This is a genomic window from Lactiplantibacillus sp. ME-2 (assembly GCF_022549155.1).
Lineage (GTDB): Bacteria > Bacillota > Bacilli > Lactobacillales > Lactobacillaceae > Lactiplantibacillus > Lactiplantibacillus plantarum.
On record NZ_JAKZEQ010000051.1, the window covers coordinates 1 to 14,753 of the forward strand.

Consider the following 14,753-nt stretch of genomic DNA (forward strand, 5'->3'; position numbering starts at 1 on the left):
TAAGTGATTGCTTTGGGCTTTTTAATTTCTGTTCGGATTAATTATAGAATTTGCCATAGTAATTAAATTATCCTTACTCATGCTAATATTTGAGTTAACCAACTTTATTGATCGGAGGTCCCGTTTTGATGACATTTACAAATCAAGAAACTGACTATCTTATGAACCTACTAACCAACCAGTTAATGGCCCTACTAAGCCGCGTCACGCGCTGGCAGACGCACAGTCTGAGTCAACACCAATATGACCAACAAGTACACGAAACGCTCCAACCCGAACTGACCATGCTCACGCAAATCACTGCTAAACTCCAGGGACAAGCCCGTGACCAAACTCAGCTAGGGGCCATTCAAACTGGTTTGAAGAAACTTCAAGTTGCCACCACCTATCAGCTAACTGCCGACCAACTTGCACACGCTAATGAACGCCGGCTGAATCGCCGATACCGCGATTAACTTTTACAACATCAGCATATTTACCAGGAGATTCAAAACTATTTCGCAATCCTTAACAGAAAATTCAAATTTCAATCACGAGTTAGCTACTTTTTCTCGGTACAATGGTTTTATCAACTCATACAACCACTTGACTGAAGGAGGGCTTCCATGTTCTTAATTGTTTACTGTACGTTCGCTATTGCAGTTTTTTTCTGGATATTCGGTTACGTTAAAACCGCCGTCATCATTGGTATACTGGCACTGAGCTTGATTGCTTACTCCTTCATTCGCCGAGAGATTACTCGACGACGTTTGCTCAAGCGACGCACGGTTACCAATAAAAGTCGTTAAAAAAATTCCAACACGCCGGTGTCGGAATTTTTTGGTTATTTTTGCATTTGTGATAAACAAGTGACGATCCGCTGAGCCGCCTCACGCACATTTTGCGGATTAGTCGCTAAGTTCAAGCGAACAAACCCCTGATCATCAGGACTAAACCACTCACCAAAGTCAACTGCGAGCTGACATTGATCTTGAATAAACGCTTTCGTTGCAGCTGGCTGAACGTACGCGCGTAAATCTAGCCACGTCAAATACGTCCCCTGCAAATCGGCTAAAACCAACTTAGGCGCGTGGGCGGCAAAGGTGGTGCATAAATAATGATAATTATCACGGACGATTGCCAAAATCTGGTCTAACCAGGCCGCGCCCGATTCATAAGCCGTTTGGCCGGCAACCTGGCCTAAGACGCTGATCTCAGTCTGGCTGAAGCGCCCGATTTGTGCATCATAGCGTTGTCGTAATTTTGGATTAGGAATTACTAGATGTGAGTTCAAAAGCGCCGCCAGATTAAACGTCTTAGACGGTGCATTGACGACAATCACCCGGTTACTAAACCGCCCATTGGCTACCGTTAACGCCGATTTGAACGGATGGTTGGTCCGATCAATTTCTAAATCCTGGTGAATTTCATCTGAAATAACAAGCACATGATACTGTTCACATAATGCTAACAGCCGTGTCTCTTCATCTTCAGACCAGATCCGCCCCACAGGATTATGTGGCGAACATTGAATGAACAACCGCACCTCGTTCGCCTTAATTTGCTGTTCCACATCTTCAAAGTCAATTGTATAGTGACCACGATCATTGCGTAACTCAGATGTGACCAGCTGACGATGATTATCCCGCACCGCGTTGAAAAATGGATAGTACACGGGCGTCAGAATCAAAACGCCATCACCTGGTTGCGTTAAAATATTAACGAGCGCGTACAACGAATTGACCACGCCACTACCAAATCGAATCCAATCGCGTTTCAATGTCAGACCATGGCGTGCCTGTTCCCAATCGATAAAGGCTTGATAATAACGATCAGGCGTAATGGAATAACCATAAATGCCATGCGCCACTCGTTCTTGTAGTGCTTGCGTAACTTGTTCTGGCACTTTGAATTCCATGTCAGCGACCCACATTGCCAACAAATCAGGATTGCCATACCGAGCTTGTAGTGCGTCCCACTTCAATGAATCCGTATGCTGGCGCGTTGTTGCGTACTTCTTAATAAATGCTGCTTGTTCCATCTTAAAGGCCTTCTTTCTCAACAAAAAAACTTCGTCCTTAACTTACTAAGGACGAAGTTTATACTCCGCGGTACCACCTATTATTACAGTCTTGCTGTCGCTCACGCAACGTACTCGTTACGTTCAACCCAATTATCGGTGGTCAATCCGGGCTAATAGCATCAACCATTAGCCAACTCCGAGTTCATCTTCACAATAAGCTGATGGTCAAATTACACCACTACTTTGACTCGCTAGGCATCAACTTATTGTTACTCTTCTCATCAACATTTAATCTTCACGTTGCTTCTAAGTTACAACGTGAAGATTAAAAAGTCAACAACGTCTTTAAAATTGCGCTTGCTCTAAAACCTGGTAGCCATCGATTCGTTGGTCAGCGGTAGGAAACGCCCCGGTCTGTAAGAAACGCTTGGCCTGCATGACCCGCGGCGAACTATTCGACCAATTTAATTGATCAAGTGGCACTCGAGCGGCCCCCGCCGACATTGATTCGGTGTAATGCGGTCGTTTGAGCAACAAATGGCCCCCCACCGGTTCCAGTAAATAATAAATATTAATTAACGTTGCTGGCAATTCTAATGTTGTTAAGGCTGGAATCGTAAGCTGGACGGTCCCAAGTTGCTTTGAAATAACAGTTTGTAGTCCTGTTTGAAGTTGTGCAATCTGACTAACGGCCTCACTCAACGTGGCCCGTGTCGTCACTGGTGCGGTTACTAAATCATAACGGTTCTTGAACGGCCCGGTTAAGGATTTATTAAGGACCATGGCCGTCGAATCACCAATGATACCACAAACAAATAGTGGACTAATTGCTGGTTCGTTAATCATCAATCTTTTCCTTCTCTCAGTCATACGATTAAATAGATAAATTAATTAGCCTATAAAAATATAACAGTTACATTTTACCTTAGAATTATGATAAGGTTCCTAAAAAAAGCATGCGAATATGAATATTTAACAACTTTTAATAATTCTATGAAAAAAACCGAATCTTGGCTACTAAAACGCACAAGGTTCGATTACTTTTTTTGTTATTTAGTTAGATTGCACATCGGTCGTATTAATAAATGACTGGGCTGGCACACGAATTAACCACCGCGTCATGGCTTGATGCCCCACATGGACACCTAAGCCATTCCAGAATGACGGCTGATAAGTGGCTGTCAGCTTCACTGCGTAGGCTTTTTCGTGCTGCCGGTCTTCTTTAACCAGCTGCTTTTGTGACCACGGAATACCAGCATCCGCCACTTTAACTTGCGAAAGATTAGTCACCACGGTCGCCTTGTTACTTGAAACAGTATATTTCGCACCATTAACCCAGTAATTATAAATATGCACGGGTTTTTGGGTCGTGCCTCGATCCACCGCGACATAGTAGGAACCATTAGTTCCAACTCGCAAAACCAGTGGTTCAACTTGATACGTTACCTTAACGTCCTTAGCATCTGACAGGTCGACCTGGTGATTGAAAGTCACGTATCCCATGCCAACTAGTAATCCGAGACTAACGATTAATTCAACGGTGGTAATGATAAGATTTCCCCACTCAAACGTATGCTTACGTTCCACGATCATCTTGATGCGTCGTACGCGAATATGATGAAATACCCACACGACTAACGCCAAAACAATGATCCACGCAATGATCCCAATCCAATTCCATGCAGAAGTCATTGATTGCCAACCCTTTCTCAATTACATTATTATGTTCTAATTGTAAATAATCCAACCTTAAATAACAAGTAATCCAGCAAATTCAACACAATCATTCAGAAGCAGATTGTGAAAATAATCACTGAAACGGTGCCAATGTAATCGAATTCATGGTAAAATAAAGTTATTAACTTGTAGAAAGAAGGAGTACACATGATCGCGTCACTAATTTATTGGGTCGTCGTTGTTGGCTTGATTGTTTGGGGTGTTTGGATGGCCATCCTTTCCGCATATTGGGCCAGCCAAAAACAAAACGGCAACATTTTCTTTATTGCAATTATGAATACATTAGGTGCCTTGGCCGGCCTCTTAGTATGGTGGGTCTTCAACAATCAAGACTGGCAGTACTACTGGTTATCCAGCACCGTTAAGACAACCAACCTCTTAGGCATCGTCCTAATCTGCTACGTTGTCTTGATTGTCATCGAATTCATCCAAGGCCGGGGCATCAAGCCTGAGACAGCTAAATAATGATTATTTTAAACGCCAAGCAAGTTGCTAGGCGTTTTTTATTGTCAAATGCGGCAACAATCTTGCTCTTCAGTGTTTGTTACGGTGATAACATTTGATTTGTCATGCTGCATGCTTCATCATGATTAATAAAAAAAACGATTCTCAAAGACATTGAGAATCGTTTTTTTATAAGCGACTGTCCTAATGGCGGCTATCGGTCTTGAAGATTTCAACTGGGAAACACACAGAACGCTCCACCAGTCGACTTGTGACACTACTTCACAACTAAGCCACGGTTAATTCAAAGCCTCCCGGTGCCATCTCATTTGCGGTAATACCCGCTGTTAAGATTGGCGATACGCCACTTACTGTTGAGACTGCCTGTGCACCTAAATTAAAGCGGCCTTGAATCGTCTGTTCAACATCCGTCCGCGTTAAGATTAAGCAGTGACCATCAATCGTCCATGTCAATTGGCTAGTTGCTAAAAAGTCGGCCTGTTGCCGGCGAAACTTGATCAAACGCGTGACAAATTGTCGAACTTGTTGTTCTTGCTCGTCTGGTTGCCAGTTCATGCACCGACGATTGTCAGGGTCGGCACCACCGGCCATGGCCACTTCCGTTCCATAATAAATACACGGGCTCCCCGGCAATAGCATCAGTAGCGTGAGTGCAGATTTAAATTTAGTTAACTGACCATGCAACGTGGTCAGTAGCCGTGGCGTATCATGCGTATCCAACGCGTTGAACATCGCCTGTTGATTAGGTTGACGATACATCATTAATTCCAGATTGGTTTTACCAACGTAATCTTCAAGGTTGAGTTGACCATTAAACAACGCCAGAATTGGTTGTGTCAGTGGATAATTCATAACCGCGTTAAACTGGCCGTTACCGACTAACGATTGACTACTATGCCAAGACTCACCTAATAGGTACACATCAGGTTTGATTGCCCGCAAGGCACCACATAACGCTCGCCAGAAACCATGGTCGACCTCATCAGCAACATCAAAACGCCAAGCGTCAATCCCGAATTGTTCGATCCAATATTTGGTCACATCAATCAAGTAAGCTTGTACCGCGGGGTTCTGGGTGTTAACTTTCGGCATCGCTGCTCCCGTCGCAAAGGTTTCATAATTAAGCCGCTTCGTCTTCGGATCACGTCCCACCGGCCAGCCATGAATATGAAACCAATCAGCAAGCCGTGACTGCTCGCCATTTTTAATCACATCTTGCCACTGTGGTGACTGCTCGCCAAAATGATTAAAGACGGCGTCTAACATCACGCGCATACCGCGCGCATGGGCGCCATCGACTAGCGCCTGAAAATCGGCTTTCGTACCAAAGTGGGGATCGATTTCAAAATGATCGATCGTATCATACTTATGATTAGATGGTGACGTGAAAATGGGACACAAGTACAGGCCATTGACCCCCAGTGCAGCCAAATCATCTAAATGCGCTGTAATTCCGGGCAAATCCCCACCATAAAATGAATCACGGTGAACACGCCCAGCACCCCACGGTTGAACATTAGCCGGGTCATTTTGCCGCACACCATTTGCAAACCGTTCAGGAAAGATCTGGTACCAGACCGTCTCCTTAACCCATGCCGGTGGCAGCTCCGCATCACTGACGTGCATATATGGCATGTGAAAATAGTTGCCCACCGTTTGCCAGTTAGTGGCAACGTCGTCAAAGAAGCCACCCTCACCATAGCCAACCGTCGCACCGGTCGTATCCGTGATCAGAAAGGCATAGACCACCCGGTTAGTCGGTACGGTCAGCGTCGTCTGCCAGTACTGGTTGCCCTGCGTCGCTAATCCGGGCTGCATTATCCGCCGCTCTAGCGCTGTTGTTCCTTCTTGCCATAAGTAAGAATCGGCAAACAAAATCTCCACTTGGGCAACATCGTCACGCGCAGTTTGTAGTCGTACCTGTAGTTGATGTGCGGCTAAGACGGCTGTATCTTCACTTTCAGGGCGGTGCCTAATTCCAGCTAGTTGCATTGTAAGATCTCCTTTTATGTAAACGATTACATTATTAACTAGACCATTTACGTCAATTATCCTCATGATTTTGGTGAAAACGTCCCCGTTCGCCTCGATTTTAGTGTATCATTTAGTCAAAATCAGTTGAAAGGACGTTATCCATGAAAACACTTTATCGCAGTACCCGCGAAACTGCAAGTCACACCATGACGTCATCACAAGCCGTACTTCAAGGCCTGACGCCGGATGGTGGTCTCTTTGTGCCCGTAACGCTACCGACCGCTAATTTTGACTTCGACCAGCTCGCCACGATGAGCTACCAAGAAGTTGCTTACGAGGTCCTTAAACTCTTCTTCACGGATTATACCGCTGATGAATTACACGCCTGCATTGACGCGGCTTATGGTGATCAGTTTGATGACCCCCAAATTGCGCCGGTCACCAAGCATGGTCAGCAGTATTACCTTGAACTTTTTCATGGACCGACCATTGCATTCAAAGACTTGGCCCTTCAAATCCTACCGCATTTGATGACAACGGCAGTTAAAAAGAACCATTTACAAGCCGAAGTCGTTATTTTAGCGGCCACCTCAGGCGATACTGGTAAAGCTGCCATGGCCGGGTTTGCCAATGTTGATCAGACTCGCATCATCGTCTTCTATCCAAAAGATGGTGTCAGTGCAATCCAAAAACAGCAGATGGTGACCCAAACCGGAGCCAATACTAGTGTTGTTGCGATCAACGGTAACTTCGATGAGGCCCAAACAACGGTTAAAAAACTGTTAAACGACCACCAATTACACGCGGAATTAGCCACCCACCAGTTCCAATTCTCAAGCGCTAATTCCATCAATATTGGTCGTTTATTCCCACAAGTGGCCTATTATGTCTACACCTACGCTCAACTTATCAAGCAGGGGCAAATCAAGAACGGTGATGAGATTAACTTTAGTGTTCCAACTGGGAACTTTGGGGATATTTTAGCTGGCTACTATGCCAAACAACTGGGCACGCCCATTCATAAACTGATCTGTGCTTCCAATCGCAATAACGTTCTCACCGATTTCTTTAATACCGGGACTTATGATAAAAACCGTGAATTCTTCTTGACGAGTTCACCGTCCATGGACATCTTAGTCTCAAGTAACTTGGAACGGCTCCTCTTCTACTTGACAGGATCAGACGCCACGGCGACTGCTAAACTAATGACTGATTTGCAAACGACCGGCCGTTATACGATTACACCGGCAATGCGTGCCAACTTAGCTGATTTTTGGGCCGGCTTCGTGACTGAAAGCCAAGATCAAGCTGAAATTCATCACCTGAACCATGCCCATCACTACACAATCGATCCACATACGGCCGTGGCCTCGGCGGTTGCCAAACAGTATCAAGCCGCAACCAGAGATCAGCGGCCCATGGTGGTTGTTTCAACCGCTAGTCCGTATAAATTCCCACAGGCCGTCCTAACGGCAATTACTGGTGAGCTTAGTGCGGTAGATGGCCTAGCCGCAGTTGATCAGTTACATGAGTTGATTCAAACGCCCATTCCAGCAACGGTCACAGCCCTCCGTACTGCGCCCGTGCGCCATAAGCGGGTTGCGGATGTTGATGATATGGGAACGACCATTAAAACAATTTTAAATCTTAACTAGAAAGTGTGACCAAGATGATTACGACCATTGCGTTAGACCTAGATAATACGTTACTAACTTCTGAGAAGACGATTTCTCCGCGAACTGAAGCAGTTCTCAAACAGCTGCATTCGGCCGGCAAACGGATCGTACTGTGTACTGGGCGACCAATTAAGGCGATTCAACCATACTTACAACAACTTGAACTCAACCAACCAACTGACTACGCGATTACCTTTAATGGTGGGCTCGTTCAGCAAAACACGACTGGTGACGTCCTTGCTCGTACTAGTGTGACCAAACAAGATTTACAACCCTTATTTGAGCAAGCCCAGCGCGATCATTTCTACTTAGACGTGATTGATTTGAAGCAAGTCTACTCCATTACGGATCTAGGCAAGTCACCGTACGAAGAATTCTTGCAAGGCTTAATGCCATTTAAGAATGTTCGTTTTGCCGACCTGCCTGCTGATGATCTATTCGGTAAAGTCGTTAGTGCTGGTCAAGATGCTAAAACAGTCCAGGCCAAATTACCAAGTCAAATTACCGATTTCTTCCACGTGGTCCCATCCCGGCGGACTTTGTTGGAATTCTTACCACCGCATACTGATAAGGCCAGTGGTTTGAAACAACTCCTCGGTCACTTTAATGAAGACTATGACAACTTGATGGCCTTTGGGGACGAAGAAAACGACCTAGGAATGCTAACCGCCGCCAAAGTTGGCGTAGCGATGGCGAATGCGATTCCTGCGGTCAAGGCCGCAACCACCCATGCCACCCTGAGTAATGACGAGGACGGGGTCGCCGTTTTCCTAGAAAATTACTTCAATTGATCCCAAACTGAAGCCTGTAACGGGCTTCTTTTTTAGCACAACCACTCAAAATCAAACTAACGAGGTGTCCCATGCAAGATCCCCGCATTATCCCAGCAGAATTAACGACTGGCGCTTTTTTCGATATTTTAGCAGATGAGGACCACAGCTTAAGTTATATTCAGGTTAGTGAAGAAGACATGAGTCACCAGCACATCGATCACCCCATGCTGGATCACGTGCACTTCGAAAATGTCCGGTTTACGGCCAGTCAATTTGAACGGCTTGACTTGACCGATGCTGTCTTTATCAATTGTGACTTTTCTAATTGCCAGTTTGAAAAAGCCAGCTGGCTACGCGTTCAATTCAAAGATTGTAAGCTCGTCGGTGTCGACTTGAACGAGGCTGCCCTCAATAACGTCGCCTTTGACCACTGTCAGCTCGACTTAGCCATGCTGTGCGACATGCGGTTCAAAACCGTGACCTTTGATCACTGTCGGCTGAATGGGGCCAGCTTTATGAACAATCGACTAACGACCGTCAAGTTTAACGAAACCAACCTTGACCAAGTCGCTTTCAACGATACCGCCCTCAAAAATATTGACCTAAGTACCTGTCAATTCGAGCGTCTCGAACTTGATACTGCCGCAGCACGCGGTATGATCGTCAATATTGATCAGGCTGCTTATTTGGCTGCTGCTTTAAACGGCATCAAAGTTAAACCCTGATACCGGTGGAACAGTCACCGTATGAGTGACCAACTCACAATGCCAAGGACGATTAAGCTGCTGGCTGGTAAATCTTCTAATAACACTGCACGTATCTGTCAGAATACTTTTCACGCGCTGAACACAAAAATACCACCTCCGTCAGGTAACAACCTGCGAAGGTGGTATTTTGTCGTTCATCATGACAATTCGAATTGCGCCCCGGTGTAACCAGTGCGGTCGGCCGCCGTGATTGGTCGAATAACTTGGCAAGGGTTGCCAGCCGCAATCACGTTAGCTGGAATATCGTGGGTTACCACGCTCCCACCACCAATAATCGTGTTAGCACCAATGGTCACTCCTGGTAATACGGTGACGTTAGCGGCTAGCCAACAACCATCACCAATTGTGATTGGTCGGGCGATGCAGCCGCCCCTAATTCGTTCGGTTGCATCAAACAAGTGGTTGCTCGTGTAAAGGCCGACTTTTGGCCCCAACAAGACCTGACTGCCGATCGTAATTGGCGCCCCATCTAACATTACACAATCATAGTTGGCATAAAAGTTATCACCTAGATGAATGTTCCGTCCAAATTCAACGCGAAAATTAGGATTTACAAATGGCTTGCGACCAGCTGAACCAACCAATTGTCGCAATAAAGTTTCTTTAGTCTCTGGATCAGCAGTCGCATTGACCGCGTTCGTTGTCAACGTCGCTTGGTCACGCAACGCCGTTAGTTCTGCATCCGTATCTCGATACGGCTGACCAGTCGCCATATACGCAAACTTCTCATCTAAATTCATTCCGCACCCCACTTCTATCGAATAAAATTCAAGTACCATGTTATTGCGCAGATTCCTTGTGCTGAACGAATCTGGCCATTCTTTAATAGGTCAATCACTTTACTGAGCGGGACAAGTTGCGTATTCACGTATTCGTCCGCGTCAAAATGTCGTTCGCCATGTTCTTGCGGATCAATGTGAGTCAAAATCAAGCTGACCGTTTCGTCCGTAAAACCTTCCGACGAGCTAATTTGCGTCATAATTTGTGATTCATGGGCAATGTAGCCCGTCTCCTCTTGTAATTCACGGGCCGCGGCCGTTAACGGATCTTCCCCCGCATTAATGAGGCCAGCAGGTAAACTAATCGTCTCGGCATTGCGACCGACCCGGTACTCTGAACCTAGCACGACTTGGTCATCCGCGGTGATGGCTAAAATCGTGACGGCGTTCCCATGCTGAATCAAATCGCGTTTTACTTCTAATCCATCAGGTGTTTCAATCGTTTGTTTGACCAAATCAAAAATCGGCCCATGATACACCGGTGTCGTTGATAGGACCTTACCGCGCCGGCCAACTTTCTCAAATAAATCTGCCATACACATTCACTACTCCTTAATCTATCTCAAATCCGGTACACCATCCGGCAGCATCTTACGAATGCCACCCGCGGGGTCTGGCACGTCACCTTGATATCGCGGTATCAGATGGAGATGACAATGCATTACGGTTTGGCCCGCAGCCGGGTCAACGTTAATGCCAATATTATAGCCATCCGGATGATTGTGCGCATCTAGGTACGCTTTTGCTTGGGTCAGTAAGGCGAGCATCGCATTCCTGGTCGCCGTGGGCACATCAAAATACGTGGCATAATGTGCTTTCGGAATAATCAACAAATGTCCCGGACTCACCGGCTTTTTATCGAAGAAGGCCGCTGCTAGGTCATTCTCCAAAATATACGGCAACGGCTGACAAAAAATACAAGCCATACCAAAGTCCCCTTCCTATTTTGCTAACCAACCACCATCAATTGGAACCACCGTCCCATGAATATAATCAGCGTGCTGACTCGCTAAAAATAGCGTCAGATCTGCAACTTCCTGCGGTTGGGCCCACCGTTTTGCGGGCGTCTCACTGGCAACCCATTTCGCCATCTTACCATCGCCAGCAAAATCAGCGGCATTCATCGGGGTATCGATAGCCCCCGGCGCAATGCAGTTGGCGCGAATTCCCTGAGCCGCATAGTCCAAGTCAAGTTGTTTCGTATAACCAATGATGGCGTGTTTGGCTGCGGTATACGCTGCGCCGCCTCCGCCACCCACCAGTCCAGCGATCGATGCCATATTCACGAAAACGCCGTGTTGTGCGGCTAACATTGCAGGTAGCACCGCATTAGTCACGATAAACTGGCTTGTCAGATCCGTCGCCAAAATATCTTGCCACGTTTTCAGATCCGTTGCTAAAGTTGGTTGATAGCCGTCTAACTTACCGGCCGTATTGCACACGACGGTTGGCTTGCCGAGTACGTTAACTCCTGATTTAATCGCCGCGACGAGCGCATTAGTGTCGGTCACATCAGCAATTTCATAGCGCAGGGCTGACGTCGTTACTAGCGCTGATGGCTGTGGCTGCCGATCAATGGCAATCACGTCAGCCCCCTGGGCTAGGAAACTCTGGACCTGGGCTAAGCCAATCCCGGAGGCAGCTCCAGTAACCAAGACAGTCTGTCCACGATATTCATCAAATTGCATTAGTCAACCAACTGCCAGTCCGTCGCTAAAATATCACAATCCGTTGGTGACCACATACTATAGGCTTCATCGGCCGTTTTGATTAAAAAGTACGGGTTCAGCGGGTCGCCGTTGAAAGTGGTTGCCGTCTGTAATTCGACGAACAATTCGGTCCCTTCCCAACCAGTCCGAACAGCGCGCTTACCAGCTTTTAATTCAGGTAAAATAGCTTCAAATGTCATCATGATACCTCCAATTATTAATACCCAAATCGTATCATAATCCCGCGTGGAGTGACAGGCAAAAATTGGTACCAACAAATTGTCTATTTTACTGGTACGGACCAATTATTTGTGCGATAATGTAAGCGAATACAGAAACTAATTATTATTTGGAGGAATTTTAAATGAGTAAACTCGGTGTTTCCGTTTATCCCGAACGATCAACCTTTGAAAAGGATGCAGCGTACCTCGATTTAGCCGCAAAATATGGCTATCAACGGGTATTCACTTCACTGCTTGAAATCAAAGGGGACCAAGCCGCAGTGGTTGCCAACTTTAAAAAAGTGATCACTTACGCGAACCAATTAGGCTTGCAAGTAATGGTCGACGTCAATCCTGACCTCTTCAAACAACTTGGCGTGTCCTATGACGACTTGTCATTCTTCCACGACCTCGGTGCCTGGGGTGTCCGCCTCGACCTAGGATTCACTGGTCAAGAAGAAGCCCGGATGACGCACAACGAATTCGGCATTAAGATTGAAGTCAACATGTCCAAAGGGACTCACTATGTTGACACGATTATGGATTATTCACCTGAAAAAGATAACTTACTAGGCTCACATAACTTCTACCCACAACAATACACTGGTCTTGGTTATGATTATTTTGTTCAGACTTCTGAACAATACCGTCAGTATGGCATCAACACCGCCGCGTTTGTTTCATCAAATGATGCGACTTATGGGCCTTGGCCCATGCAAGACGGGTTATGTACCCTTGAAGATCATCGGGGGTTACCGATTGCGGCACAAGTTCAACATTTGAAAATGACGGGGCTAATCGACGACGTCTTAATTGGTAACGCCTACGCGAGTGAAGCCGAACTAAAAGCGGCTGCTGAAGTGTTCTTTAGCCCTTACCCACTGCTACACGTCAAAACCGTTGCTGATCTATCGGCAGTTGAAGAAAAAGTACTCTTTGCGCAACCACAGACTTATCGCGGTGATTTTTCAGATTACGTCATTCGTTCTTCTCAAACCCGGGTCATCTACAAAGACGAAGCCTTTCCTGCTCATCACCTAGATGCCATTCATACCGGTGATGTCTTGATCGATAACGATGAGTTTGGGCAATACAAAGGTGAATTGCAGATTGCACGCCAAAATCTTGAAAATACTGGCCGAATCAATGTGGTTGGTCATATTACTAAGAGTGACTTACCTTGCCTTAACTTGCTACAACCATGGGCCGACTTTAAATTTGTCGCTGCCAAATAGTACTCAACGAATGGAGGGGTCGCATTAATGACAATTGATTACCGTTTAACTAGCGATGCTGACCGCGAAGCTTTCTACCAACTTTACCAATACGCGTTCAATAATCACGATACCCCCGCGCGGCGGCGATTTTTCATGGATCGCTACCAACATGGCTGGATCTACGGCCGTCACGATCATGGTCAACTGGTTAGTGGGCTATACAGTCTGCCACTAGCAGTCAACTTTCATGGCGTCACCTACCGGATGAATGGTATTGGCGATGTGATGAGTGCGCCTGAATATGCCGGTCAGGGTGGCGCGGGACAGTTGCTAACGACGGCGCTGACAGAAATGGCGGCCAACCACGTGACGCTGTCCTACCTTGCCCCCTTCGCGTACGGTTACTATCGTCGTTTTGGCTATGAGCATGTCTTCGACCACGCGCACCAAGTCATGGCCGCTCCAGACCTACCACGTGTCAAACCGACGGACTGGTCTGGTACGATCACCCGCTATGGCAATGACGGGCTGGCCCAAATCAACGATTTTTATGCACGACAACCACAAAATCAGCGTGGTGGTCTGATTCGACCAGCCTGGTGGCAACATTACCTGACTCTCAAACATCATTGGTCGGTCGCAATTTACCGCAATGCGGCTGCCAATATCGAGGGCTATTTGATCTATGAACGGCAGGCCACTAACTTTGCGATTCAAGAATGGGTGACTAGCACGCCGACCGCTTTCGAACGATTGGCTAACTTTATCACTAAGCATGGCACCACCTTTGAAACGTTTAGTTATGATAGCCCAAGTGCGACCAACGGCTTGGAACTACTAGCCGACCCATACCGTTTAAAAGTGACTGTCCAGCCGTACATGATGGCCCGCATTGTTGATTTATATGACTTTATCAAGCGCTATCCGTTTCTCACGGACATCCAACCAATTCGCCTAGCAGTCAGTGACGCTACCCTCCCTGCTAATCAAGGAATCTGGTCATTGACGCGGCACAACGGGCAAGTAACGCTCAATCGGGTTAGCGACCAATTAACTGGGCCGGCTGACATTCAGTTAACGATTCAGCAATTAACCACTGCTTGCTTTGGCACCCAGAGCTTAGCCCGGGCGTACCAACACGGATTAATCACCGGTGATGTGAATGCGATCAACCGACTTGACACTAGTTTAGTGAAAGAACGACCAGCACTTATCGACTACTTCTAAGTGCTTAATTTAGATAAGCAGCATGACAGTGGAGGCTGTGACATAAGTCTCTAGAAACAAAACAGGTCTGGAAAAATCTTCGGATTTTTCCAGACCTGTTTTTGATATAATAGAAAATAAAAAAAGAGCATCGGTCGCACCCGATACTCTGCGAAATTATCCTCGAAAGGACATTCCTAATATGCAAGATTATTATAACATGAATC

Annotated in this window: 16 protein-coding genes; 7 read left to right on the top strand and 9 right to left on the bottom strand. The window is 46.4% G+C overall.

Annotation, left to right across the window (positions count from 1 at the left end; translation table 11 throughout):
- Positions 1-128: 128 nt before the first annotated feature.
- The gene (locus tag MMY95_RS13960) at positions 129-455 is read left to right on the top strand and encodes a hypothetical protein (protein WP_003645853.1); all 327 of its coding nucleotides are present in this window, start codon (positions 129-131) and stop codon (positions 453-455) included.
- A 368-nt stretch (positions 456-823) separates the two neighbouring features.
- Here MMY95_RS13960 and MMY95_RS13965 read toward each other — a convergent pair whose 3' ends face one another.
- The 3 genes from MMY95_RS13965 to MMY95_RS13975 form a co-directional block, all read right to left on the bottom strand.
- Positions 824-2,020 (bottom strand): PatB family C-S lyase, encoded by a 1,197-nt coding sequence (locus tag MMY95_RS13965; protein ID WP_003642565.1) that lies wholly within the window; start codon positions 2,018-2,020, stop codon positions 824-826.
- 327 nt (positions 2,021-2,347) lie between these two features.
- Positions 2,348-2,848, bottom strand: coding sequence for a hypothetical protein (locus MMY95_RS13970; RefSeq protein ID WP_003645850.1), 501 nt, complete (start codon positions 2,846-2,848; stop codon positions 2,348-2,350).
- 207 nt (positions 2,849-3,055) lie between these two features.
- Complete coding sequence (locus tag MMY95_RS13975) at positions 3,056-3,694, bottom strand: LVIS_2131 family protein (RefSeq protein WP_003642563.1); 639 nt, start codon at positions 3,692-3,694, stop codon at positions 3,056-3,058.
- A gap of 192 nt (positions 3,695-3,886) precedes the next feature.
- On the opposite strand from MMY95_RS13975, the gene MMY95_RS13980 reads away from it, so the two are divergent.
- Positions 3,887-4,204, top strand: coding sequence for a hypothetical protein (locus MMY95_RS13980; protein ID WP_003642562.1), 318 nt, complete (start codon positions 3,887-3,889; stop codon positions 4,202-4,204).
- Between the two features lie 267 nt (positions 4,205-4,471).
- Here MMY95_RS13980 and MMY95_RS13985 read toward each other — a convergent pair whose 3' ends face one another.
- Positions 4,472-6,196 (bottom strand): glycoside hydrolase family 13 protein, encoded by a 1,725-nt coding sequence (locus MMY95_RS13985; protein WP_104795900.1) that lies wholly within the window; start codon positions 6,194-6,196, stop codon positions 4,472-4,474.
- Between the two features lie 143 nt (positions 6,197-6,339).
- Between MMY95_RS13985 and thrC the strand changes: the two genes are divergently transcribed.
- From thrC to MMY95_RS14000, 3 genes are all read left to right on the top strand, one after another.
- Positions 6,340-7,833: a threonine synthase gene (gene thrC, locus MMY95_RS13990; protein WP_011101905.1), complete on the top strand. Its 1,494-nt coding sequence runs from the start codon at positions 6,340-6,342 to the stop codon at positions 7,831-7,833.
- A gap of 14 nt (positions 7,834-7,847) precedes the next feature.
- A complete protein-coding gene (locus tag MMY95_RS13995; protein WP_015380750.1) occupies positions 7,848-8,645 on the top strand; it encodes a Cof-type HAD-IIB family hydrolase in 798 nt (265 codons plus the stop codon).
- Between the two features lie 71 nt (positions 8,646-8,716).
- Positions 8,717-9,352: a pentapeptide repeat-containing protein gene (locus MMY95_RS14000; RefSeq protein ID WP_015825830.1), complete on the top strand. Its 636-nt coding sequence runs from the start codon at positions 8,717-8,719 to the stop codon at positions 9,350-9,352.
- Between the two features lie 179 nt (positions 9,353-9,531).
- Here MMY95_RS14000 and MMY95_RS14005 read toward each other — a convergent pair whose 3' ends face one another.
- Genes MMY95_RS14005 through MMY95_RS14025 form a run of 5 tightly spaced genes read right to left on the bottom strand, consistent with a single transcriptional unit; the run spans position 9,532 to position 12,082 of the window.
- Positions 9,532-10,134, bottom strand: a complete 603-nt coding sequence (locus tag MMY95_RS14005; RefSeq protein WP_003644736.1) for a sugar O-acetyltransferase — start codon at positions 10,132-10,134, stop codon at positions 9,532-9,534.
- Positions 10,135-10,148: 14 nt separating this feature from the next.
- Positions 10,149-10,715 (bottom strand): NUDIX hydrolase, encoded by a 567-nt coding sequence (locus MMY95_RS14010; RefSeq protein WP_011101907.1) that lies wholly within the window; start codon positions 10,713-10,715, stop codon positions 10,149-10,151.
- A 15-nt stretch (positions 10,716-10,730) separates the two neighbouring features.
- Positions 10,731-11,099, bottom strand: coding sequence for an HIT family protein (locus tag MMY95_RS14015; RefSeq protein ID WP_003642555.1), 369 nt, complete (start codon positions 11,097-11,099; stop codon positions 10,731-10,733).
- Between the two features lie 15 nt (positions 11,100-11,114).
- Positions 11,115-11,861, bottom strand: a complete 747-nt coding sequence (locus tag MMY95_RS14020) for a 3-oxoacyl-ACP reductase (RefSeq protein WP_003642554.1) — start codon at positions 11,859-11,861, stop codon at positions 11,115-11,117.
- Complete coding sequence (locus MMY95_RS14025) at positions 11,861-12,082, bottom strand: DUF2829 domain-containing protein (RefSeq protein WP_003642553.1); 222 nt, start codon at positions 12,080-12,082, stop codon at positions 11,861-11,863. The genes MMY95_RS14020 and MMY95_RS14025 overlap by 1 nt, the downstream gene beginning before the upstream one ends.
- Positions 12,083-12,246: 164 nt before the next feature.
- Between MMY95_RS14025 and MMY95_RS14030 the strand changes: the two genes are divergently transcribed.
- On the top strand, positions 12,247-13,338 hold the full coding sequence (locus tag MMY95_RS14030) for a DUF871 domain-containing protein (protein ID WP_053566868.1): 1,092 nt from the start codon (positions 12,247-12,249) through the stop codon (positions 13,336-13,338).
- Positions 13,339-13,365: 27 nt separating this feature from the next.
- Complete coding sequence (locus tag MMY95_RS14035; protein ID WP_053267261.1) at positions 13,366-14,547, top strand: GNAT family N-acetyltransferase; 1,182 nt, start codon at positions 13,366-13,368, stop codon at positions 14,545-14,547.
- The last annotated feature ends 206 nt before the right edge of the window (positions 14,548-14,753 follow it).

Excerpts from the sequence above, each read along its gene's own strand:
- MMY95_RS13960 (WP_003645853.1), top strand. The coding sequence starts at position 129 with ATGACATTTACAAATCAAGAAACTGACTATCTTATGAACCTACTAACC.
- MMY95_RS13965 (WP_003642565.1), bottom strand. The coding sequence starts at position 2,020 with ATGGAACAAGCAGCATTTATTAAGAAGTACGCAACAACGCGCCAGCAT.
- MMY95_RS13970 (WP_003645850.1), bottom strand. The coding sequence starts at position 2,848 with ATGATTAACGAACCAGCAATTAGTCCACTATTTGTTTGTGGTATCATT.
- MMY95_RS13975 (WP_003642563.1), bottom strand. The coding sequence starts at position 3,694 with ATGACTTCTGCATGGAATTGGATTGGGATCATTGCGTGGATCATTGTT.
- MMY95_RS13980 (WP_003642562.1), top strand. The coding sequence starts at position 3,887 with ATGATCGCGTCACTAATTTATTGGGTCGTCGTTGTTGGCTTGATTGTT.
- MMY95_RS13985 (WP_104795900.1), bottom strand. The coding sequence starts at position 6,196 with ATGCAACTAGCTGGAATTAGGCACCGCCCTGAAAGTGAAGATACAGCC.
- thrC (WP_011101905.1), top strand. The coding sequence starts at position 6,340 with ATGAAAACACTTTATCGCAGTACCCGCGAAACTGCAAGTCACACCATG.
- MMY95_RS13995 (WP_015380750.1), top strand. The coding sequence starts at position 7,848 with ATGATTACGACCATTGCGTTAGACCTAGATAATACGTTACTAACTTCT.
- MMY95_RS14000 (WP_015825830.1), top strand. The coding sequence starts at position 8,717 with ATGCAAGATCCCCGCATTATCCCAGCAGAATTAACGACTGGCGCTTTT.
- MMY95_RS14005 (WP_003644736.1), bottom strand. The coding sequence starts at position 10,134 with ATGAATTTAGATGAGAAGTTTGCGTATATGGCGACTGGTCAGCCGTAT.
- MMY95_RS14010 (WP_011101907.1), bottom strand. The coding sequence starts at position 10,715 with ATGTGTATGGCAGATTTATTTGAGAAAGTTGGCCGGCGCGGTAAGGTC.
- MMY95_RS14015 (WP_003642555.1), bottom strand. The coding sequence starts at position 11,099 with ATGGCTTGTATTTTTTGTCAGCCGTTGCCGTATATTTTGGAGAATGAC.
- MMY95_RS14020 (WP_003642554.1), bottom strand. The coding sequence starts at position 11,861 with ATGCAATTTGATGAATATCGTGGACAGACTGTCTTGGTTACTGGAGCT.
- MMY95_RS14025 (WP_003642553.1), bottom strand. The coding sequence starts at position 12,082 with ATGACATTTGAAGCTATTTTACCTGAATTAAAAGCTGGTAAGCGCGCT.
- MMY95_RS14030 (WP_053566868.1), top strand. The coding sequence starts at position 12,247 with ATGAGTAAACTCGGTGTTTCCGTTTATCCCGAACGATCAACCTTTGAA.
- MMY95_RS14035 (WP_053267261.1), top strand. The coding sequence starts at position 13,366 with ATGACAATTGATTACCGTTTAACTAGCGATGCTGACCGCGAAGCTTTC.